The sequence below is a fragment of the Bradyrhizobium sp. UFLA05-153 genome (assembly GCF_054185185.1).
Map to the genome: position 1 here is coordinate 1 of NZ_JBBIAM010000141.1, position 22,749 is coordinate 22,749.

Sequence of the window (22,749 nt, forward strand, 5' to 3'; positions counted from 1 at the left end):
CCCTTGAGTTCTATCTGTCTCATTCGCGCCGTTTGCCGCTGGGCTTGCGCTCGGATCGGTCACCACGTGCTCTCCTCTGTTGTGCAAAATGAGTCTCGACGCGCAGCATGTCCCGGGCTCAGGGCGCTGCCCGGGGTACGGAAATGGCTACCGGGCACAAATACGCTCCCTCGACGGCCTAACGCATTTTGGGTGAAACGCGCTGATTTCATAACTGCTATGGATACCTGTCAAGGCGCGGGCGGAGGCGCGCCGCATTTCCGGCCGCTCTTACAGCATCGGTAGTGGCAGGAGCGACCACGTCCCCTGATTGTTCGAGATCCTTAGGAAGTAAGTAAAATGCTCGCCATTGCCCCCAAAGTGCGGCGGGCTTTTGTGAGTTTCCCGAGTGCCAAATCGTATTGAGATGCCGGGGTTCATTAAACCGCAGCTTGCCACGTTGAAGTCAAAGGCTCCCAAAGGCGAGCAGTGGCTTCACGAGATCAAGTACGATGGCTACCGCGTGCAGGTCCATCTCAACCGGGGTAGGAAGAGGGCGATAAGCCGCCCGCTTAGAGCCAGCTCTCAGTTGAGGCTACGGCTATGGCTTCGACCGAAGCGCGAGACCTCCCCCTGCCGCTTCCGCAACTCCTCGGCTCGTCGACACAACCTTTCTCTATATGGGCAGTGGATGGGATTTTCTTGATCGTCATGGAGTTCGACGCACTGCATCTTCACGTTCTTCATTTTATCTCGCTGATACCTGCGTAGTTCTTCTAAGGTGATAACTCGACCACCGCCCTCGGTTCGAGGCTCTGGCCAAGCCGATCTTGCACTAGTCATTTTGGCAAGTGCAGCGCGTCGTCTCCGCCGACCGGGCTCTACGCGCAAGCGCGCCGGGCCTGTAGTCCCGGCCATTCGGTAACGATCCGTCGCGCGAGGCAAAATGGGCTCCTCGCCGGGGCAGTCGGTCCCGGGTTGTAACCCGGCGTGCTGTTTTGACCCCCATCGGCGCCGAAGGTTGACCCCGGCAGGCACAGCCGAAGCATTTTGAACCGTCACCGGAAAACTCATCTTGTGTGGGGTCAAGGTTGGAAGCCGATAGGGGTCAAAGTTCGGCGTACCGGACGCACTGCGTTTCCAGCCGAGGTTACAGACGCGCCGGGAACACTCGTCCGTAGGACGATGCGAGCGCGCCGAACTGGATACCGTTCAGGCGCGCGCTACCGCGGCGGTCGTTTTTTTGCGCCATGAACTGGATCTCCTCCGAGGTCACCTTCGTGCAAAGAAGCGCGCCCTCGGGAGTCGTCTCGGGGCAGCCCGGGGTACCTACCTCTGCGTTCGCTTTTGTCCACTCTACGAAGACGCGCTTCCTTGGATCGATTGCGGGATTGGTGCGAGAAACCGAGATGCCGCCATTGAACGCCATGTAGGCGAAGGCGGGGTAACGACGGATGTCGAATGGATTGCCGTTCGCGTCGTTAGCCGTGCCCATCACGTTTGCGGGCAGCAACAGTACGCGCCGGAGGAACTCGCAATACTGAAGGCTGATCAGGCGCTCCACGCAATCGGCCGTGCAGCGGAACTGCCAGTCGGTCGTTGCTCCTGATCCCGATTTGGTGAGTGTGAAAGCGCCGGTGACGGTAGCCCTGTCGGGTGGGTTGAGGCTAGCGGCGACGATCCTCGCTCGCGCAGTGTCGAACGCCGCATCATGATTGGCAGCGAGTGTAGCAATCGGGGTCGCCGCATCGAAGGCGGGCAGGTTGTCCTGCGCGCCCGCATGGTGGTTGAAGTCGTCCAGCCCGAGCATTTGGTAGAACACGAACATGCGGAACAGGCTCGCCATTTGTCCGGGTGTCGCGTTCTCGTAATCCGCGGGCGGCTTCTGATTGAACGGAGGCTTATTGAGGAAGCTGAGCAAATGGCGCGCTTGAGATATCGCGGGTTGGCCGAAGACGTTGGAACTTGTCGCTAGGAGCTTGCCCTCCATGAACCATAATATCAAAGCGTGTGCCACGGATTTAGTAACGCCGGCCGGCAGGCCGGTTATGCCACTGACCGCTCGAAAGATCTGCCGCAGTTCCCAGACGTTAAGAAGGTTAAACGGTTCGCGTGATCCGACGAAGACCTGCGTCGCAGGGACGGGTTTCCCGAACCCGTCCGTTGTTGGAATGCCGGGCGCGGGCCAGACCGTAGGCCGGAGCCGAGCGTCATACTCGTCAAGTCGCTTCCGCGTGATTTCCCGCGTCGCTAACGAATTCTGTAGATCGAAGGTGAGAAGTGTGACCAGAGCCTCTGGTGCGCCAATCGGCCCAAGAGCGAACCGCACCGCGTCCGCGGCGGCGGTGGGCAGGGTCCAGGGCCCGCTGCCACTGCCGATGGGCGAACTGGCCACCTCCAGCTTCGTGCTGGCGACCTCAATCGTGGCGGGGAGTTCGGCTGCGGCGGTCGGGAGGGTGATTGTCACCTGCCCGTGCAACGGGAGCGCCCGGTCCTGCAGAATTGCTCCGGCAGCATTGCGCACGCGCACTTTCGCATTCGCGAACATGCCATATAGGTAGCGGCCGGCTTCTCCGGGCAGGCCGTCCTGCGTGCCTATGAGCGAGAACCGCACGGGAACCGTGGTCGGCGCCGTCGAGGGCAGCAATGCTTCTGCCAAGGCGTTGGTCGCATCCGCTTCGATCATCTGCAAGCGGACGCTCGTCAGGAACTGACGCACGGGGATCGAGGCATTGAGGATATTCTCGGGCTGGAAGGTCGTGCCAGCGAGAAGTGCGCCGGTGACCTCGACCGTCCCGAGCGCGCCGTCAGACAGCCCGACATCCTCGCTTGCCAGCGCGGTCGCGATCCAGAATTCCACCGTTCCGTCTGGAAGCGGATCGAAGACTGGCAGGCTTAGCTGCGCTAAGCCGTCGAGCGCCGCATTGTTAGCGTCCCACTTGAGCTGGGGCGCGTAGTCCCCGCTAAGGAAGGACGCGGCAGCGACTCCCGGCCACGCGGGCACGTTCTTGGCGATTCGCGGGCCGAGCGGCGGACGAATATCCGTGTGCTTGAACATCGGGTTGGTTTTCGCCGGATTGCGCGCCGGCCCGTAGAGCAGACCCTGCGGGATGCGAGCCGGCCAGAACCAGATGCGGTTGGCGAAAAGCGCAGGCATGTCAACGAGGCGCCGTAGCTCCTCGAACATGAGCGGATCGAGCGTCACGCCGACTCGGCCGGTTGTCTGCCAGCTGTCGTACTCGGTGGCTGTCCATTGGAAGGCGAAATCGATGGCCGGAAGCGTTCGGGTGGGAGTTGGCGGGTCCGGGAGGAACATAAGCTGGCCGGAGAAGACCGGACGGAAGGGGAGCGGCGTTGCCGGATCGGTCACCTTGAATCGGACGCGCATCCAATCCGGTTGCGCCGCAGGGCCGGCCGACACCTCGATCGGCATGGCGGGATCGATGCGGGCAAGGCCGACGGAATCGAACGGGAAGTAGAGGAATTGCGCTCTCATGGCATCTGGACCGGCTCGCTTTCGAACGATCGTGAACTCCGGCGACCGAGACGCGCGCGGAGCTGATAGACGTAGATGCCCGCCTGAACGGACGTGTCCGAGAGTTGTTGCTGCTGTCCCGTCACGGGTTGGCCGATGCGCAGGAAGACGTTGCGGTCCACAGGGCGACGCCAGAGCTCGATCGCGTCGTAGATGTCCCGATTGGTCCAGCTAACCGTGATCGATTGCTGGGCCGCGTCCGCCATGGCGGTCACAGTATCGGGCGGCACGAGACGCCGGGCGGTGATGGCGCTCCCCACCCGGACCTGGGAGGGCAGGCTCTCAATGTCCCGCCGGGCGGTGGCTGTCGGATCGATGGGGTCCAGCGCCTCGCGCACCGAACGCACGCGGTAGGCGTAGCGCCGGCCCGGCACGCGGCCATTGTGGAGAAAGCGGAATCGCCCGTCCGCGGCCGGAGCTGCGTCGCGGACCGCTCCCGCGCTCTGGAACCGAGTGTCCTGTTCCTCGCGCCAGTCGATCTCGTAGCGCACATCGGTTTGATCGCCCGGTTGGGTCCACTCGATCGAGATGGCGCTGTCCTGCTCGGCCGGATTGACTGCGACGACGCGCAAGAGGTTGGGTTGGGCGGGCGGGCGCACGTCCGGAACATAGACCGGGCCGATCACGTCGGAAAAAGCGCCCCGCTCTTCCGCGGCCGAGATGCTTCGAATGCGGTAGACCGCCCGGGTCGGTGCGCGTCCGGGCAGATTGTCCACGAAGTGCGTCCCGAAAACCTGGTCGGTGCGCATTTCGAATGCGGAGTTGGGCGCGGTGGCGGCGGCAGCACGGAGGGCGAGATCGTCCACCGTAATCGCACCGAGCGCGGCATCGAGCGCGCGCCAGACCTCGTAGCGGGCAGCGCCGAATGCAGCGGTCCAGCGTACATCGAACTGTGCGAACTCGGCGTACTGGGCGGCGGAACTGGCCCAGAGGCGGCGCAATGGATCGTAGGCGAGGACGCCCGGCTTTTGCGGGGGCTGGAGCGAGCGAATCGAAACGATGGTTTCGCTTGCAGGTCCTTCGTTGCCGGCGAGGTTCGCCAGTGCCGAATCGGCGACGGGTAGCCCGGGACTGCTACGGTAGGCCGCCCCATCGGCTGCGGTCACGGCGAGAGTGGCGGTGCCGCTCAAGAAGCCCGGCGGCTGGGTGAGCGTGACGGCGATTGCGTGTGGCGGAAAGAGTAACCCCGGGCTGCCAACGAGGGCACCTGGATCGGCGACGCACTTGTCCCATAACGCTCGGGCCGGGGAGGCGGCCTTCGGTTCAGCGAGGGTCCACTGTCCTGAGCCGCTTTGGCCGGCGTTGAACGTGGCACGCATCAGGTGCAGGTAGAGCGACACGGCTGGATTGGCGGGCAGCGCGGAACCGGTGGCGCTTGCGAGGTGGACTATGAGCGTGTGCATGCCGCCCGCGACGGTGAAGTTGGCGGCCGTGACCGTGCATGGGGAGGCGGGAGTGCGGGGAAGGCGGGCGATCCGCGTGAGCGGAAGCGGCGTGCCCGCCCGGCGGACCAATCCATCCATCCCCGCCGCCGGTAGTCGATCGCCGACCTTGCGTACGGTGAGCTTGAGAAGCGGGCCGGCCATTGCTGCGGAAACCGCGGGGTAGTCAGTGCCGGGGACAGAAAAGACCGCACCGCTCCAGGAACCGAGGGCATGGATCCACCCGGAAAGCGAAACCTCGACGTTGAATAGACCGGCGTCCGCTACGGCTTCGATCCGGACCGGTGTGAGCTCCAAAGGAACATATTGGACCGCCACGCGGAATTCGCGGGTGTCAGGTCCATCGAAATCCTCCGGTCCGGACCAGTCGATTGTGAGGTCTACGGCGTTGGAGCTGGAGTTTTGCGCGAAGGTGGAGGTGTGGCCCGAGGTGACGCGAACGCCCGGCGCCGGCGGCGCGAAATCGTCGAAGTGGCGGATGGCAGTGCGCGGTGCAGGTGGCGTGGGCACGCCGAAGAGGTCGAGCCCGACAACCTCGTAATCGTACCAGCCCTCTAGCGGCGGCCAAGACATGCCAGGCAGGTCTGTGAAGTGCGGTTCGCTATCGCCGCGGCGAAGCAACTCGCCGGGCACAATCTCCTGGAACTGGGTGCGAGCGGGCAGGACGGGCGCCGTTCCTTGGGCCGCGGTCGACGCGCCGTGGTCAAAGCGGCGGATCCGGTAGAGAACCGGATCGTATGTGAGGAGCGCGGCCGGGGGCGGGGGGCCATCCCAGCTGAGCGCAGTATAAGCTGATGGCGAGCGCGGGACGAAGGCACGAGCCGGGAGCGGCTGACCGTCTGGATCGACAGAGGCAAAAGGTGCGGGAGGGGCCCAGGTTGGCCAGTGCGCGAACGCGGGGTGCGGCACCGAGCCGGGCACGCGCTCGGCGCGGCACCATGCGGGCGCAGCGGGCCGGCAACGCCTGCCCGGGCTGACTTCCTGAGACTCCACTACTTCGTACCGGTCGGGATCGATTCGTAGGAAATATCGAACTGGACTGGACGGCGGTGCTCTAGCGTCGTCGACCGCAAGGCCAATCAGCACCGCATATTCGAAGCGTTGTGCGAGGAGGTGCAGAAAGCCGACACACTGCGACCAGTAGAACTGGTGGATAGCATCGACCGTGGCGGGATCGGCGAGTAGTTGCCGAAGGCTTGGCGGCGGTGCATGGCGCCAAAATTGCCAGGCGAGTTCCGCATCGGTCTCATGTGGATTGCCGAACCACTGCGCGAGCCGCGCGCAGAGGACGGGCCGCTCGGTGTCCGGCGTACGCAAGTCCGCGAAACGGATCACAGGCAGCAGAAACCCGAGGTCCGACTGAGCGATCGCTGGGAACCATGGTCCCGCCACCGGTGCCCGGGCCGAGACGTCGGTGGCGAAGGCGTACCAGTTGGCGGTGTCCGGCAACCGGAACACGCCGAGCAGCACCTGTGGGCCGTGCGTGCCGTTAGGCATGAGCTCCGCGCGCAGGACGGTGTAGCCGTCGCGAGGGAAACCATAGCGCGCCGTGCTCGCCCAGCGCACGGCGATCACGCGCGGCGAGCCATCCCGCTCGCAGGCGATGATTTGCGCATCGCGGCCGTCCACAAGAGGAGTTGCAGGAGGCGCGACTGCGTGGGCGAAGGCGGCGCTCATAGAAGCTGTCCCAGATCGACCTCGAAGGCGGTTATCTCAGCCGTGGTCACTCCGGCAACACTAAGCTTGGGCGCGGCCGCGCCGACATCTCGGTTCCAGGTAAGCTGGACGCGCGGCTTGGAACCCCAGGCGTCGCCGGACGGCAGCACCAAGACGCGGGTCGTATCGGTGTTGCCCAGGAGCACCGGTGCTGCTGCGCCCTGGATCGCAGCCTGTAGTCTCAGGGGCGCTTCCAGCGGCTCGGGCGCTTCCAAGAGGATGCCGTAACAGGTGTCCGCAGCGGCATTGATAAGCGCGGTGACCGTCATGTGATCGACATAGGCGACGGTCGCTATCCCGGCCGAGCGGACGGCCGAGTCAAAGCTGGCGCCGGTGGGAGCATGCGTCGTCGTCCTGAAGGCACGCAACTCGCGCCCGCGCGTGACAAGCTCCGTGAAGGTGAGGAAGCGCGAGGTAGTGAACGTCCACTCGTGGAGCGGCGCATTCGGCGCGGTATCACTCACTAGCCACGCGGTGTAGACCGAGTTCGGCGTAAGCTGCCAGTCGGTCGCGCTCGACGTTAGCATGTTGTTGGAAGTGGTGCGAGTGGGCGGGCCAGCGACGCATCCGCGCGTGACCTCACGCTGGTAGATGTCTTCCCAGCGCTGGTCGCTCCGGTTCTTCAAGTCCGGGCCGACGGTCGTCGCCGGTATAAGCGCCGGCTGGCCACTCGCATCAAGGACCGGGACGCCCTGCGCGTCGAACAGCCGGAAGACGAGCCCCGCTCCGACCGAAGCGTACAGGTAAGGGATGTAATCCTCCACGAAGGTTACCTGAAGGTCGTAGCCGCAATAGACCGGACGCGCTCCATCGAAGGGGTAGACGCTGCGCACCATTGCCTGCAGCGCATTGCGATATCCAGGCGGACCGGTCGTCCTGAACTTGGCGGTGATCGGGGTCGTCGTGCCAAGCGGGGTACTGATCGCGCCGTCCGGGGCCCGAAGCCGCGCCGTATACCGTACCTCCAACTCGAACCGCGCGTTTGGAGGCAGCAGCTTCATCGCGGCGGGAACAGTCCACTCCTCGTTTCGTGTGATCGTGCCACCCCGCACTGCGAGATCGGACCAGACGGGCGTGCCGTGGCCCTGATCGTAGCAGAACTCGCCGACGAGGATGTCCCCGCGCGTGGGGTTGGTGACAATGATTGGAGTGGAGGGCCGGATCGGCCGGTCCGGCCGGGCGCTCCTGTCCGGGGCGTCTGGCTGGGGCGACGCGGGCTTCGTAGCGACGGTCGCGTTGCCCGTCGGCCCGCGTGGGATCAGTTCGATCGACTCGCCGGGCTTCAAGATCGCGCCGCGCGAATCCCCTCGCGGCTCCTCCTCGTCGCCGTTGAAATGGTAGAGCGTGCCGTCGTCGAGGTAGCCGTATCCGGGTTCAAGATGAGAGAGAGACACGCATCGTCGGGTTGTCTTTGGCGGATCGCAGTAGTCAAGATCCATCGATTCCGCAAACGACTCGGTCGATGATCCCTGGTGACCGAAGCGTTCGGACGAGCCGAGGCGAAGCGTCGTGTTCGGCAGAAGCGTCTCGCGCGCCCAGGTACCCCAGACCGCCACGCTGCCGGGATTCGGGGAAACTTGTCGCAGGACTATAGAATCGACGCTGAACGCAGCCGACCAGCCGGAATCTCGCCCGACAGTGATGTAGCCGCCGTCGTCGAGTATAACCGCTTCGTTGAAGAGCTGCGTGCCGTCCAGCATCGGCTTCGCGAAGTCGAGCGCGATGACACTGTGCGGTTGGATTGTCGGCTCGTCCAACGTCCCCGGCAGCAAGTGGACGGTCCCGGTATCGAGGGCCGGCGACGCGCCGCTTAAATCGATCGGCGTCCATTGGCGCGGAATGGCGGACCAGCCACGAATCGGCCTCTCCAGCTGGGGCGGATCGAAAAGCTGCCAGTGCCACTCGAAGGTCTTGCAGACGGGGCGTAGGAGCCGAACGCAGGCCTTCACCTGGAGCCTAAGATCATAGGGGTTCTTGACCTTCGCTCGCACAACGCCGCCCAGCTCGATGCCGACTGAGACCCCCTTGAACCCCGCCGCGACCCGCCCGCGTTGCTCCAGTCCGCCCTCGAACTGCGCCGGCTGCCAATAGAGCGCCATGTCTCCGCGCGCGAAGCCATAGACCTCGACGAAAAAGCCACCCGCCTCCTTGCGCAATTCAAACTCAATCTGGACACCGGTGAGAACGCCGTTCATGCCAAGCCGGAACCAGAAGCCGGCGGTGAACAGCCAGCTTCCGTTCCAGTCGAGCACGTGCGCTGACGAGCGCTTACCGTCCTCGTCGCGGCCGATCTCGAGATACCAGGCACGCGGATCGTTAAACGAAAAGAAGGCGTGTGCGCGTGCGTCGACGGTTACGACGACTGGGATCGACCAGTGCGCCAGCACGCTGAGGGAGAGGGAATTCTGCCCGCTGGCGTAGACGAGGAGCGCGTCGAGCGTCCCCTCCTGCTCCGTGCCGAGGTCTGGCTTCAGCTTGATGAAGTTCGCGCGCGCTTGGAGTAGGATGGTAATGTCCGGGAAGGCGACGACGAGCAAGCCCTTCATATTAAGTGCAAAACCCTTGTCCGCCGTGCCGAGCACGACGCCGACACCGAGCGCATTGTGCCCACGGCGCTTCCCCCACTTGGAGATGTCGGTAATGCCCGGCGGCGGCGGGGCGCGGCTGAACAACTCGTAGAAGCGCTCGTCCTCCGGCAGCCCGAGGTTCACTTCGAGCGCCATATTGTAGGCAATTAGGCCCTGGAAGCCGTAGATCGAGATGCCGGTCTGCCCGATCGGTATGCCGGTCGGCAGCAGCTTCGCGTCCGCGAATAGGTAGAGATAAGTGAAGGCGGGTGCCGGTGCGCTCTGCTGGCCTACCACAGCGCCAATCGTGATGCTCATGTCGAGCGCGGTCAGTTCGAGCGAACCTTGGCCGCGAAACTCAATGTTGCCGGGGCTCTCGACGAAGGCGACGCTGAGCTTCCCGTGGAACGAGCCTGGGACGCCAAGTTCGACAACGATGCCGCTAAGGCTTACTGAAGGCGCGGTGTTCGTACCGGGCTGCCATTCGACGAGGAGGCCTTCAACGGACACGCCCGCCGGCAGCCCCTCCATCAGCAGAACTTCCGCCAACACGCCGAGTCGGAGGCGCTGACGGCTGTCGTCCGCATAGCCCAGCCGGAATTTCGTGGCGGAGAGCCGGACGAAGTGCCAGTCGACGACCATCGGCGAGGCGAAGGCGATGCCGGAGCCGTCCGGCAGCAGCAGCTTTCCGTCCGAGCGGACGCCTATCTCGTCCACCGCCACTTTTGGCCACTGCACCGCGCCGCTAATTAGCAGTTGCAGGTCCCCGGCGACATAGACGGCCCAGAGATGATCATCGAGGATGACACGGAGCGAGTTGACGTCGATGTGGAGCACGTCCGGATATTCTAGTGTGACGAGCGCGGCCGCGCTCGTGCCCGCTTCCATGGGCTGCGTGCCGGAGAGCGCGGCCGCGAAGGTGCCCCCACTGTCCCATGCGACAGTGATCCGAACCCATTTTTGGTCGGTGCCGTTCTCGAAGATCTCCAAGCGCAGGTCCGTCTCAAGGCCGAGAGCGAGAATCGCGTTCTCGCGGATGTCGAGCTCAAAAAGGCTGAATCGGAACGGGAAACCGAACAGCGAGCCGGTGACCGGAGCGGCGAGGTCCGCAGAGTCCACGCGCGTCTTGCCGGTGAAGCCAGTTGTGCCGATGCCGGCGCCGGCGATGCGAATTTCGAGATTGGTGCCGGGGTTCATCTGGAGGTAGTGGCTCGGGATTTGCACCGCTACGTCGCGCAGAGCCAACCCCCGGAACTCCGGGGGGACGTCGAGGTAATCTGGGATGCCGTCTTCCGAGAATACCGGCCGCACGTCGGTGGCGGATACGATGACTTCCGAGCCGGCGACGTAGGCCGGAGCAAGGGTCGGCCCCGCCAAGTTCTCGATGCGCAGGCCGGCGGTGGAATATGAGAAATCCGCGGTTGCCAGAATGACGGACGGTCCACTGGTGGCAACGTCCTTCAGTACCTCCGACGAAACGCGCAGCCCGAGGGTAATCTGGCGCAGCGAGAATTCAAATTCCGGACCGACAACAAGACGGAGGCGCTGTGAGGTCCAGCCAGGACTGCCGTAAGCAAGTACGATAGCAATCACTTCACTGCCCGGTAGTGACAGCGCGATTTCGCCTTCGATCTCGATTGCTAGATCGAGAACGAGATTGTCCCCGATTGTACTTGCGACGGCATGAGAGTAAAAAAAACGTCCAAAGACAGACTGCAGAGCATCCGGTGAGATCAGCTCGACAAGCGGAAAATCCGCCAGCTGCACCAAATCAGCGAGAGGATACAGCGCCTTTCCTAGCGGCACGTTTCCAGATCCCCTGGACGGGCGGTAGCTCTGGCTAGCGCAGAGCAATTGCCTACGCAAGCCTATTTGCCAGTTTGGCCGGCCTCACTCTCGGTGAAATGCAAAAAGGCAGGAAAGGAAGCAACCATGGTTACTCTTACTACGGCACTGGTCACCCGCTGGAAAGTAAGGCGACCTAAGGATCGGCCGTCCACCGTTGAATACATAAGTGCAATGCCCGTTGAATTGGTCCATGCTGATGGGGTCTCCGGCACGGACTCACAGATCCTTGCAGAGTATCTTATACAATCAGCTGGAGACGCCCAGCAGCTTGCATCGCTGCTTAAGGATGCTCGAGATGGCCTGCTTACGGTGACTACTCAGCAAAGAGTACCGCTCGCGGTGCCAGCCGTTCCACCGCTCGCAGCGGCAGCCGACGAGGACGAGGGGGCGATTGCCGTCGCAGCGAAGACAACAACCGCAAAATCGTAGTATTTTAGCCCTTGTCAGGCGAGTTGTAAGCGCAGAAGCGTTCGACTGAGCTGAGAATGTCGTCGGCTGATTTGGTCCATCGGAACGGTTTTGTGTCGGTATTGTGGTGTTCGATGAAGGACGTGATCTTGGCACGTAACGCTGCTACGCTGCGATAGATGCCGCGTCTGATCGCTGGGTGATTAGCGCAAAGAAAAACGTTCGACCTGATTGGGCCAGGATGAACTGGTTGGCGTCAGATCCACGACGAGATGAACGTCCAGAACGTCTGGAACAGCGGCTTCGATCTCATCGAGAAATTTGCGGGCCATACCGCTTGCCGATGACCCGGCCTATTTTGATGTCGAGGCGGCAAACAGCGAGGTGACGCCAGTCATGACTGCGGTGCGCCGCCTGGCAAGGTCGCATGGGACCATGGGTTGGCTGCGGTCCAGCGTCGGGATCTGCGACTTCTCGCCGACGCACAGCACGATGACACGCTCGGATTCCCGAACCGGTTCCTCCAGCCGGCGAACCTCGGATGCGGCGATCACATCTCATCCGCCCGCACCGCTTCCTTGGCCCCTTCACTCATCAACCGTCTCCATCGAAAGACCAGGCACGGGGAGAGCCCGTGGCGACGGGCAACATAGCTGATCGACATGCCCGGTTGCAGCATCTCGTTGACGACGGAGAGCTTCTGCGCCGTCGTAAACCGCCGCCGGAGCTAAGCAGGAGATTGGGTGACGAGGTCGATCAGGCGGCGTGGTGAGCCGGCATTTCAATGACCTCGATGCCGTTTTGGAATCTGACTCCTTGGACGACTTTCGGCAACTGGTTTTCTCCCTTCAATCGCCGCCAGGTTTTTGCCGCAGCGGTGATGAGCTTGAACACCATGAGCTTGGCGGTTGTCGCAGACAGGGATCCCTTCGTTCGCACCGTTCGATGGCGGACCGTGGCGAACACGCTCTCGATCGGGTTTGACGTGCGTAGATGATCCCAGTGCTCGGCGGGAAAGTCGAAGAAGGCGAGCAGAGCGTCTCGGTCCTTAGTCAGGCATGCGACCGCCTTCTCGTATTTGGTGCCGTATTTGTCGGCGAACACGTCGATAGCGACCTCGGCGGCCGCGCGGGTCGACGCTCCATAAATCTCTCGAAGGTCTGCCTTCATATTGACCTGGACCGAGAGGGCAACCTTGTTCAGCACGTTGGCGGTCTTGTGAACCCAACAGCGTTGGTGCCTGGTGCCGGGAAAGACCTCCTCGATCGCCTTCCAGAAGCCGAGCGCGCCGTCGCCGATCGCGAGGTCGGGTGCGATCTCAAGACCACGCCGCCTGATGTCGATGAGGAGTTCGCGCCAGCTCTGCGCGCTCTCCCGCACCCCGGTCTGGAAGCCGACGAGTTCCTTCTTGCCCTCAGGGGTGGCTCCAATCAGCGCAAGCATGCATTCGGCGCTCTCTTCCATTCGCGCCTGCAGGTAAACGCCGTCCGCCCACACGTACACATAACGCCGGGCCGAGAGATCGCGCTTTTGCCAGGCGTCGTATTCGGTCTGCCACTCCGCCGTCAGCCGCGCGATCACGGCGGGAGACAGGTTGGGTGCATCCTTGCCCAGCAGCGCGGCGAGAGCCTCCTGGAAATCGCCGGTCGACACCCCGCGCAGATAGAGGATAGGCAACAGCGCATCGAGGCTTTTGGTCCGCCGCGCCCACTTCGGCAGGATCGATGAGGTGAAACGGATTTTCTCCTCCGCGGCCACGTCAGCCCGGTCGCGTACCTTGGCGCGCCGGATCTCGATAGGCCCAACCCCGGTCTGGATGGCGCGTTGCGGGCCATGGCCGTGCCGCACCACGCGGTCGCGGCCGTCCGGCAACTTCAAGTCCTTCCATTGGGCGACGAAGGCATCGGCTTCGACAATCAGTACCTGCGCCAACATTCTCCGGGCGCCTTCACGTGCGACTTCAGTCAGGGGATCGTCGATCGCTTCGGGCTGACGGAACGGGATGACGGTGCTATTTCTCGACATGGCGTATCGCTCCTTTCGGGAGGTTCTGGCAGGCTCGACACCCGCCTCGATACGCCGCCTTCAATCGAACGTCGTCACCCAGATTCACGCATAGCTCCCGCCGCCGGCGGGCAACGCCGGTGATGACTTCCACCTTCGAAAACGTCTCGGACATAGGCGTATGCCTAGGACTATGCCTAGCTCCTCCGGCTAAGACCGGTGTCCGGTCAAAACGGGGTCCAGTTCACTACCGCCAACCTCCCTTTAGCGTTTCCGCCCATACTCCAGCCCATATCTGTGCATTGATCGCACGCGAACTAGGATGAACGGGCCTGAGATCCAGCGTAGGTATTATGCTTCTCGTGCACAGGTTTCTCGAATTTCGGCGAAGATGTGCGGACTAGGACGATATGCGGTTATGTCCCCTCCCTCTCCGCCATTCGATCGAGAAGATCCCAGACAAATGCACTGCAATTCTAAGCCAGCTCCTTCACCAACTCGCGTGCCTGCACCGATGGCTGTCCATAGCTCACGAGCCGTACATCCAGGTCGAAGCCCTGCATCTTCGTCACGGCGCGCTTGATGGCAGCGTGAATCCACTCGGGCGCGTTGCCGAACGCCCCGCCGCCGAGGGACGTGAGCAGCACAATAGACGCCGCGCGGCGCCGCGCATTGATGACTGCCTCAAGCATCGTTGCCTCATAGGCGGCATCGAGCACCAGTTGCGCGAATGCTGCCCAGTGCTTCTGCGGCACGAGACCATAGGCCACGGGCAACGCTGAGCAGAAGGCTTGGCTCACTACAGGCCTCGGGGCGTCTGGGACATCAGTCACCTCCACGTCGCGATGGATGCCGATGCGCAGCTTGCCGGCCAGCACGTCAGCCTGCTCGGGGCCCATAGTGTGCAGATGGTCCGCAATCAGATCCAGACCTTGGCGCTTCCCGAGAGCATAGCCGTTGCGCCACTCCCACAATTCCGCGACGGGACGGTCAAGCCTGGCGCTCAATTCGGCGCCAATGTCTGCGAGGCCGTCAAGCTGGCGCCCCGCCGTTTGACCGATCTGGTCCCCCACGGGTACAAAGTAGTTGCGGAAGATCGTCGCCGCGCCCGCGGCCATCGCGCATGCAGGTCCCTGCGTGTAGTCGTGCTCGTAACGTGTCACGCCATCCTCGGGTGTTATGCCGGGGCCAACCATCTCCAGAGCATTGAACTGGCTAGCAACCTGAAACAGCGCGCCTGCGTACTCCCGCATCTGGTGCATCTTCCGTACGTCGCCGGTGACGATTTGCACGCAAGCTCGGCCCTCGGCGCCGGTGCCACCGGCCACTCGGGCGCGCAAGTCGTTGAGTGATGCCAACTCGAACTCGCCGATTCCATAGCTGCGGCCGTTGGCCTTAGAGCGAAGGGTACTGCCGTGCACCTCAAACTGCGCGCGGGTCGAGGCGAACGTGCTTTCTTTGAAGCCGGTGATGCGGGTGAACCAGTCCATTTCTTCTTTTGTTGTTGCGTGCCAATTCCTAAACATACACTAGCATTAAGAGATGAACCGGCTTGTTCGCCGCGCTTCAACCGTTCAACATTGCCCAATCAGCGTCGCTCAGATGATTCGGCGGATCAATTGCCAAGGATTTGAAATCGAGCAATGAGCGCACATGGCGGCATATCGGTGAGTTGTTTCTCGTTGCATCGGTGAGTGCATTGCTCCTTGTCAGGCGATGATGCGGCCATTTGCACGCGCTTCATCGGCATAAGCCGAGAGTGGCTTGTCCGCGACGAAATGAAGGTCTCGCTCGACGGGAAGCCCGAGACGATTGCTAATTTCCATGATTTCAGTGAGACTGACATAGCCAAGCTCGGGACAGCCGAGGCCCAGGTCGCATAGTCCGAAAAGGCGATCCGGTTCATCCGGGTCGCATTCGGCGAGAAGCCAGGTCGCGGCGCCGTCGGGCATGAATAGCTTTACCACGGGCCGGTGGTCGATGCCCGAATTAAGCCCGTTCACCAGAAGTTCGACGCGGTCGGCGGTCGTCAAGAGAGTGTCGTCTTTCATTGGGACATTCCTCCCTGGACATTCTGCAGCTTGCATCCCGTCGTGCGCTTAGCCGCCCTCGTCCTTGTGGCTCCTCGAAGTGACGCCTCGGTGCCTGTTGCCGGAGGCGGGGCGAGCGGTGCTATGACGGCGTGACTTGAGGGCTTTTCGAGGTATTCGCCCAAGCAGAGGTGATAGACGCGTTCGAAATCGGCGTAGCGTCCCCACAAGTCGCGGGCAAAACCTTCGGCGCCTGCCTCCGCAAGAGCATCGATGAAGGCTTCCAGCGTAAAGGGCTGGAATGGGACACGGTTTCCATCTTGCTCCGAACCTCTGTACTTTGCTGGTCCGGTACGGAATCGATTTTGACTAGCGGGACGCGGCCTTGGCCGCCCTGTTGTTCGGCCAGTTGGAGTTTCTCTCCGAGCAGCGACGAAGCTTCAAATCGAACCCGCTTGCCAAGAGTGGAAGGGAAGTTCGATCTCTCCCGCGCCCAGCTAGCCATTCCGTCACTCGGCGAACCACGTGTGCTCGAGTTGCCATGAAGAAGTGGAACCTTGGTGACGGATGGCTCAAACGATCGAATAGCGAGCGCCGGCAGCACTGCCGTTGCGGGTCAGTTGGGGCGCCCGAAAGCGTGATGCCCTTCCGGCATTCGTTCTTTCAGGCCGCGAAGTCCTCGAATCTGAAAAATAAAAAATCGAAACCGGAAATGTTTCCGCTTAAGCTTCTGCCTCTTCGCCGATGCGGCCTCGCTCGAAAAGCGATGTGCTAACTGCCGAGCGATACTGCGGAGTCTTTCGAAATACGTGACGTGCAAAAGCAAACTCACGCCGATTCGAAAAGACCTTGTTGAGAGACCAACTGCATTGCAGATAGTTGAGGTTCTCGACGTTAGCGGTGGTAGCCAAGAGTGGCGCACCTGTCGTGAAGCTCTGATAGATGGCTTGTGTTCGGCGGATGGCAGATTGCGCTTCGCGCAACTCCGCACCGCCACCCTTTGAGGCCTGAATAAACGGCTAACCGCAGGCCAAGGGGTTCCAAATCGTGAAAAAGGCAGTCTAACGCCCAAGGCGTTGCGGCCTTCGCCGGGGGCCACCCAGCATCTTGTCAGGCGCACCCGCGAAATATGGATTGGCAAAACATTGGGCCGCGCGACCTGACGCTGACGCTTTGCACTGAGCCATTGTCGTGTATGCTTCTCCATCTCGGTCATCATGCCAAGGAGCTCGATGAGGAGCCTATAGCCTCCTTCGACGCCGCGACCGGCACTTGGTGGGCGGGGCGATACATCGGCGAAGCCCAGTTCGAAGGGCGGACCCTGCGCCTCGAACCCCGGTTCGGTATGCCGGCTCTGATGAAATGGCTTACCGCCATCTGGGGAGTCCGGCTGGTAGATTCAAAAGGCCGATATGAGCAGCAGCGCATTTGGCTTTGGCTTGTAATCGCTCACCTTTGGGCTGGTCGGCTCCTCGCTGCCGCGAAGCATGGACTGCCGTTCCGACGGGTCGAAACGGTCCATTTCGGCCCCGCCCTGCGCGGTAGGCTCTTGCCGCGTGAAACCGCTCTGATGCGCGCAGTTGGAGACGACCGTCTCGCGAGTGTTACGCGTACACGCGTCATCGATCCAGTCATTGGTCGCATTCTGCTAGGCGCGTTCGAACGCTTGCGCGCCGCTCTCGGCTCCCGTGGCGAGAAAAATTACTGGTTGCCCGAGCGCGGCAGAACCATAGTCGAAGACCTCCAAGCAGCCCTTGGTCCGCGCGTGGGCATAACAACGATCGAGAATCACATCGTGCGATACTGCCGATAACTGAAAACTACAGACCCGCAATCGAGCTGTCGCTCTCTATCCTCGCGCGGCGTCCGCGAATGGCGTCATCCGCGGGCGACGGCAAGGCGTTCGGGGTGTTGCTCGACATGGCCGAGATTTGGGAATTATACGTCGCCAAGCTCTTGCAAGTTAGTCTTCCTGGGTTGCGGGTTGTCCATAGGGGCCGTGCCACCGAACACATCCGGTCACTTCTGATTGCAGATGGTGACGAACTCGGTTCGTTACGCCCGGACGTTCTTATATTCGATCATGAGGGGCGTTGCCGCGCCATTGCCGATGCCGAATACAAGACGACGCGGGCCCACGCTCTCAACCGTATTGGCGTAGTCACCGACGATCTTTACCAACTCACCGCTTATCTAGCTGGCTTTGGTGATCCCGCCTCGCGACTGGACGGCTTTCTGATCTACCCTGGCGACCCTGAAGGACAGGTAGCGCGCCGTTTGGGGCCAAAGAATCCTTGGCGGGTTGCGTCGACGCCCTCGCGGCAGCTTTGGTTCGCATCGGTCAATTGCGGACGAAGGGCCGCATATCCACCGGCTCGCAGTGCCGACCTTCGCCGTAGAAACCCCATGTTTCGATCGAGCGAATTTTGGTGCAGTGACCATCCTGGGTCCAGCTCGGTAGCGTGTACGAGGTCGTTTTGTTTTCCTGTGACGAGTAGCACCATTCGCCGATGAAATTTATCGGCATCGTTTTCTTTGCGGCGTGTGCGTGGCTGCAAGCAATGACACCAGCCCGGCAGGAGCACGCGGGATGTCAACAAGCCAACAAGTCATTTCGGCCTTGTAAACTTCAGCGTATTCGCGTGGACCTTCAACGACAGTATCAAAATGGCGAGGCCGGCGCGCTGTGTGAGTTGCTGCAAACTACGATCGGGAAGCTGGCACTTCGGAGCACCGTAGCTAGGACCGTAGATTGCGCTTGGCGCAGGCGAAAAAGACAAGCTATTTCAGAACGTAGGTAGCGCTCCCCCGACTCGAACCGCCGACCTTTGATCTCGCTTTCGCAGGCCGAGCTTTTGACTAATCCGGATCGAGGCCGAGTTCCTGGAACTGCCGGCTCCATGCGGCGTGGGGGTCGCGGAGGCGTTCGATGTTGATGCCGCGCGGCAGCCGCCCTTCGACCGCAGCCTTGACCAGTTGAGGCGCAAGGAAGGCGAGTGAGAGCGCCAAATTGACCTGGCGGACCGTGCACTGCTCGCGTTGTGCCAATTGCTGCGGGCTGGAGACTGAGCCCGCGATGATGTCGTCGAGCCAACGGCGTCCGCGCGCGATGGCGCAGACGAGACGCGCGCGTCGATCGGCGCGCTCAGGGCGAACGTTCGCGCGGGGCGTCCCGTGCGGCACAAGGAGTTTCCGCAATCGCGTTGAAGACGGCTTCTGCCAGGGAATCGAGAAGGCCTCTGGCTCGGTGCTGTCTTTGGTCGGCCTTAGGGAGATGACGAGTTGGTTCCTCCGGACCTCGATGCGGGAAAGGAGTGCAGCCAGTGCCGCGCGATCAAGCCTGATCGACGCGTCGTCATTGAGGAGCTTGTTGTCGGCGAGATACCTTTGAAGGGCGGAGATGATCGCCTGCTCGATGCCGCGCGCAGGAACCCGGACGATCGATCCCAGCTCCGCCGTTCGTGCCGCGCCATGCAGACCGGGTTGCGAAACATAGTAGCGGTAGCGCACCCCGGCCTTGGTGGCATGGATTGCGACCATGCGATGGCCAGCCTCGTCGAACAGGAGATCCTTCAGGAGGTGCTCGGACTTCTGCCTGGTCAGGGTGCTGTGAGAGCGTTGCGCTGACAGTTTTTGTTGGACAGCCTCGAACAGGCTCTTGTCCATGATCGCCGGCTGCTCCCCCGGCAGGACTTCGCCTTTGTATCTGAGCTCACCAATAAAGAAGCGGTTGCGGAGGAGGTGGGAGAGGGTGCCCCTGCCGAACGGAATGCCGCCGCGACGCTTGCCCGTCGTGCTGAGCGTCCTCGCCTTGGTGCAGATGTATTTGGCATTGAGGTCGCGGACCAGCTGGTTGATGCCCGTCACCTCCAGATATCTGCGGAAGAACAGCTGCACCCGTTCGGCGTCCTCCTCTTGCCGCCCCTCAGTCTCGTAGCCGAGGGGAAGAGGGCCACGGTTTCGGCGAGGCGAACAACCTGTCCAGTGTTGTGTTGGCAAAGTGTTGGGAAGCGGACCTCGGCCCAACCCGAGTAAAACCGTGGTAAATTGCTGCGTTGTGAGTCCGGAAAGGAGGCTCTCATGTCCGGTCCGCCGCCTGAACATCCACATCTACGCCTGCTCAAGGGCAACCCCGGCAAGCGACCGGCGCGGTCACCGCCCGAGCCTGCACGCACCGAGAAATGCCCGGAGGCTCCGGAGTACCTGACGGGCCAGGCGCGAGAGGCGTGGCTCCGCCTCGCGCCCGAGCTCCATCGTCTCAACCTGCTCACTGTTCTCGACGTCGGTCCGTTCAGCGCCTACTGCTGTGCCTACGCGCGCTGGCAACAGGCCGAAGAGGCGTTGCAGCGCTCGGGCGAGCTGACGATCAAGACCGCCGAAGTCCATCCCCGAGTCAATCCGCTGGTGCGGATCGCTTCGCAGGCCATGGATGACATGCGGCGGATTGGCGCTGAGTTCGGCTTATCGCCCAACGCGCGGTTACGGCTAAAACCCCGCCGCCTCCGCCGAGCAAGTTCGATGAGTTGCTGAAGTGAAGCGTCGGTCTCGGCGAGCCGCCATTGTTTTCCTTCGAGGCCCGCGCGAACCCAGTTTGATCAGAGCGAGGTGATCATGGATGGGAGCAACGCGTCGCGCGCGAGTTCGGACGCTTTCAGGTCGCGTCGATAGCGCCGCCGATGCGGTGCGCGCCATAGCGCGCGGAAGCCGAGCTCAATAGCCTCTCCGAGCACATCGCGGACCTGAAAGCGCACGGAAACTTAGCCGAGTTGCCCATGATGCAGCGAAAAACGAATTAGGCGACTCAAGCGACTCAATAGGAAGCCCGCTGATTCGTTATTTCGGAGTGCCCGCTGGTCGGCTAGGTAAAAAATTCCGCCGTTGTACGGCCTTCCCAGGAGTTTCGGCGGGCCTCTGTGCGTTTCGTCCTGGTCTGAAATGAACGCATCAGCGGCCCGCGCTGCGAATCTGCGCCGCAAATCCGCCCGCCTCGACCCTCGACCTGCCTTGACCGCCACCGAATTCGATACCTGACACCCGGCGGACATTTTCCATATAAGTCATTGATTTCAATGAATCAACACTCGCCGCGATAGGGCACGTGGACGATGTCGATTTTCGCCGTCAGCTTGAACAATTCGCCGGCAAGATGCGGCAGGCTGCCGGGCCCAGAGGAGGCGAAGTTGAGCTTGCCCGCTTGAGCCTTCGCGAGCGCGACCAGCTCACTCCTGTTCTGCGCCGGCACGTTGGTGGCGACGACCAGCATCTCCGGCACGGTTGCGACCAGCGTGACCGGCGTCAGGTCGGCGAGCGTGTCATAGGCGACCTTCTCCATGCTCGGGCTGATCGCGAGCGCGCCCGCGCTGGAGATCGCGATGGTGTAGCCGTCGGGAGCGGCCTTTGCGGCGGCGTCGGTGCCGAGTACGCCGCCCTGGCCGCCGCGATTATCGATCACGACCGGTTGGCCACAGATTTCAGACATGCGCTGGCCGATCACGCGGGCGATGATGTCGTTGGGGCCGCCGGCCGGGAACGGAACGATCAGCTTGATCGGCTTGGAGGGGAAATCCTCGGCCATCGCCAGCGACGGCAGGAGCAGCAGCAATCCCAATAGCAATTGAGAGAGAAGCCTGCGTGAGACGGTCATGCAAGCCCTCCGCTCGCTTTGCTATTGGTTGAGGAGTTTTAGCGCTTCTTCGTGCACGCGGGGATCACCGGCGGCGATGATACGGCCGCCGCCTTGCGCCGGCTTGCCTTCCCAGGTGGTGACGATGCCGCCGGCGCCGGTGACGATCGGGATCAGCGCAGCGATGTCGTAAGGCTTCAGTTCGGTCTCGACCACGAGGTCGACGTGGCCGGCGGCCAGCATGCAATAGGAGTAGCAGTCGCCGCCATAGCGCGATAGCCGCGCGCCCTTTTCGATGCGGCCGAAGGTGGCGCGGTCGCGCTCGTTCATCAGAAGCGGGCTCGTGGTGTAGGTCGTAGCCTCTGCAAGCGAGGCGCAGCGGCGGACCTGCAGGCGGCGCTCGCCGGAGGGACCTTTATAATTGGCCGAGCCGTTGTCGCCGGAAAACCGCTCGCCGATGAAGGGTTGGTGCATCATGCCGAACACCGGCGCGCCCCTGTACAAGAGTGCGATCAGCGTGCCCCAGATCGGAAAGCCGCCAATGAAGGATTTCGTGCCGTCGATCGGGTCGAGCACCCAGACGTAGTCGGCGTCCTCACGCTCATTGCCGAATTCCTCGCCGACGATGCCGTGCTGGGGGAAATTGGCCTTGATCAGCCGCCGCATCACCGCCTCCGCGGCGCGGTCGGCCTCGGTGACGGGATCGAAATCCTTGGTCTTGCTCTTGTCGTCAATGGACAGGGAGGTGCGGAAGAACGGCAAAATGGTTTCGCCGGAGGCGGTGGCAAGCCGTCCGATGAAGGCTGAGAAATCGATCACCGTCACAGGCCTGTCCCTTGAACCCGAAAGCCAAACGAATGCTGGCTATTGCCTAGCTCAAATCGAGAGGCTCGGGCAGCGCTGTCTTGAATTGCACCCTGGTATTTTGGATGCAGTCGCCCGGTCGCCCTGTCGAGCCATCCGCTGGCCAAATATCGATCATGGGCTTGAGAGCTTAGTTCCGGGCCTGCCTCGTTGGTATGCAAACGATAATCAACCCATTGAAATTCCTTATCAAAGAAACTGAATCCGGGTTTCTGCGGAGACATTGGAGCCCTGTGTTTTTTGCATGGGAAACGGCTCAAAAGCCCTTGCACTTTGTGCAGCGCAGTCGCATATTGTTGCGGTGCGGTAGCGCCTCGCGTTACCGCTGCCCTCCTTGGGCGTTTCCTCCCTAGACTTGGGCCGCTTGCTCATAACAAGCGGCCCTTTTTTCTTGCCCGCATTCTGCGTCCATCACTTTCGTTTCGATGCGCGCATGAACGCGAAGCGAAAATCGGATCGCGTGTTGATGTGGCCGCCGTCGCGACCTGCGATAGGCGCGAAAAATATTGCCGCTTATTCGGCCGCAGCCTGGAACGGGCCGAGATCGCCGAACGGAATGGTCGTGGCGAGCACGTCCGACAGTATAGCGAAATCTGCCGCGACCTGGTCGAAGCGCGGGCCGCGCTCGCGCCGGCGCTCGTCCATATAGATCGCGCGGTTGAGCTCGAGCTGCACCGCATGCAGGCCGCTCGCCGGATTGCCGTAGTGCTCGGTGATGAAGCCGCCGGCATAG

General features: G+C 62.2%; 15 protein-coding genes and 2 pseudogenes. 3 read left to right on the forward strand and 14 right to left on the reverse strand.

Features of this window, described 5'->3' with window-relative positions:
- Positions 1-406: 406 nt before the first annotated feature.
- Positions 407-685, forward strand: coding sequence for an ATP-dependent DNA ligase (locus Q2941_RS44075; protein ID WP_458196471.1), 279 nt, complete (start codon positions 407-409; stop codon positions 683-685).
- 444 nt (positions 686-1,129) lie between these two features.
- Here the strand turns inward: Q2941_RS44075 and Q2941_RS44080 are convergent, their stop codons facing one another.
- From Q2941_RS44080 to Q2941_RS44120, 9 genes and pseudogenes are all read right to left on the reverse strand, one after another.
- Positions 1,130-3,475 (reverse strand): hypothetical protein, encoded by a 2,346-nt coding sequence (locus Q2941_RS44080; protein ID WP_458196459.1) that lies wholly within the window; start codon positions 3,473-3,475, stop codon positions 1,130-1,132.
- Entirely contained in the window at positions 3,472-6,633 is a 3,162-nt protein-coding gene (locus Q2941_RS44085; protein WP_458196460.1) for a hypothetical protein, read from the reverse strand. Before Q2941_RS44085 ends, Q2941_RS44080 begins: the two co-directional genes overlap by 4 nt.
- Positions 6,630-11,045 carry a hypothetical protein gene (locus tag Q2941_RS44090; RefSeq protein ID WP_458196461.1) on the reverse strand — a complete coding sequence of 1,472 codons (4,416 nt, stop codon included), beginning with the start codon at positions 11,043-11,045 and terminating at the stop codon, positions 6,630-6,632. Before Q2941_RS44090 ends, Q2941_RS44085 begins: the two co-directional genes overlap by 4 nt.
- Positions 11,046-11,848: 803 nt before the next feature.
- Entirely contained in the window at positions 11,849-12,049 is a 201-nt protein-coding gene (locus Q2941_RS44095; protein ID WP_458196462.1) for a hypothetical protein, read from the reverse strand.
- A pseudogene (locus Q2941_RS44100) lies at positions 12,046-12,186 on the reverse strand (transposase); the annotation flags it as partial. The gene Q2941_RS44095 and the pseudogene Q2941_RS44100, both read right to left, overlap by 4 nt.
- 65 nt (positions 12,187-12,251) lie before the next feature.
- Positions 12,252-13,520: an IS256 family transposase gene (locus Q2941_RS44105; protein ID WP_458196463.1), complete on the reverse strand. Its 1,269-nt coding sequence runs from the start codon at positions 13,518-13,520 to the stop codon at positions 12,252-12,254.
- Between the two features lie 455 nt (positions 13,521-13,975).
- A complete protein-coding gene (locus tag Q2941_RS44110; RefSeq protein WP_458196464.1) occupies positions 13,976-14,989 on the reverse strand; it encodes a hypothetical protein in 1,014 nt (337 codons plus the stop codon).
- A 219-nt stretch (positions 14,990-15,208) separates the two neighbouring features.
- A complete protein-coding gene (locus tag Q2941_RS44115) occupies positions 15,209-15,550 on the reverse strand; it encodes a DUF2958 domain-containing protein (protein ID WP_458196465.1) in 342 nt (113 codons plus the stop codon).
- 1,040 nt (positions 15,551-16,590) lie between these two features.
- Positions 16,591-16,716 carry a DUF3551 domain-containing protein gene (locus Q2941_RS44120; RefSeq protein WP_458196466.1) on the reverse strand — a complete coding sequence of 42 codons (126 nt, stop codon included), beginning with the start codon at positions 16,714-16,716 and terminating at the stop codon, positions 16,591-16,593.
- Between the two features lie 622 nt (positions 16,717-17,338).
- On the opposite strand from Q2941_RS44120, the gene Q2941_RS44125 reads away from it, so the two are divergent.
- On the forward strand, positions 17,339-18,043 hold the full coding sequence (locus tag Q2941_RS44125; RefSeq protein WP_458196472.1) for a 5-methylcytosine restriction system specificity protein McrC: 705 nt from the start codon (positions 17,339-17,341) through the stop codon (positions 18,041-18,043).
- Positions 18,044-18,388: 345 nt separating this feature from the next.
- On the opposite strand, the gene Q2941_RS44130 is transcribed toward Q2941_RS44125, so the two are convergent.
- On the reverse strand, positions 18,389-19,639 hold the full coding sequence (locus Q2941_RS44130) for a recombinase family protein (RefSeq protein ID WP_458196467.1): 1,251 nt from the start codon (positions 19,637-19,639) through the stop codon (positions 18,389-18,391).
- Here Q2941_RS44130 and Q2941_RS44135 point away from each other — a divergent pair.
- A complete protein-coding gene (locus Q2941_RS44135; RefSeq protein ID WP_458196468.1) occupies positions 19,610-20,059 on the forward strand; it encodes a phage terminase small subunit P27 family in 450 nt (149 codons plus the stop codon). The two genes, Q2941_RS44130 and Q2941_RS44135, sit on opposite strands and share 30 nt — an antisense overlap.
- 65 nt (positions 20,060-20,124) lie before the next feature.
- Here the strand turns inward: Q2941_RS44135 and Q2941_RS44140 are convergent, their stop codons facing one another.
- From Q2941_RS44140 to Q2941_RS44155, 4 genes and pseudogenes are all read right to left on the reverse strand, one after another.
- Positions 20,125-20,280 carry a hypothetical protein gene (locus Q2941_RS44140; RefSeq protein ID WP_458196469.1) on the reverse strand — a complete coding sequence of 52 codons (156 nt, stop codon included), beginning with the start codon at positions 20,278-20,280 and terminating at the stop codon, positions 20,125-20,127.
- Between the two features lie 332 nt (positions 20,281-20,612).
- Positions 20,613-21,173 (reverse strand): annotated as a pseudogene (locus tag Q2941_RS44145) (Bug family tripartite tricarboxylate transporter substrate binding protein); the annotation flags it as partial.
- Positions 21,174-21,194: 21 nt separating this feature from the next.
- On the reverse strand, positions 21,195-21,977 hold the full coding sequence (hisN, locus tag Q2941_RS44150) for a histidinol-phosphatase (protein ID WP_027522269.1): 783 nt from the start codon (positions 21,975-21,977) through the stop codon (positions 21,195-21,197).
- A 552-nt stretch (positions 21,978-22,529) separates the two neighbouring features.
- Positions 22,530-22,749, reverse strand: a 220-nt coding sequence (locus Q2941_RS44155; protein WP_458196470.1) for an N-formylglutamate amidohydrolase, incomplete at its 5' end; no start/stop codon positions are given.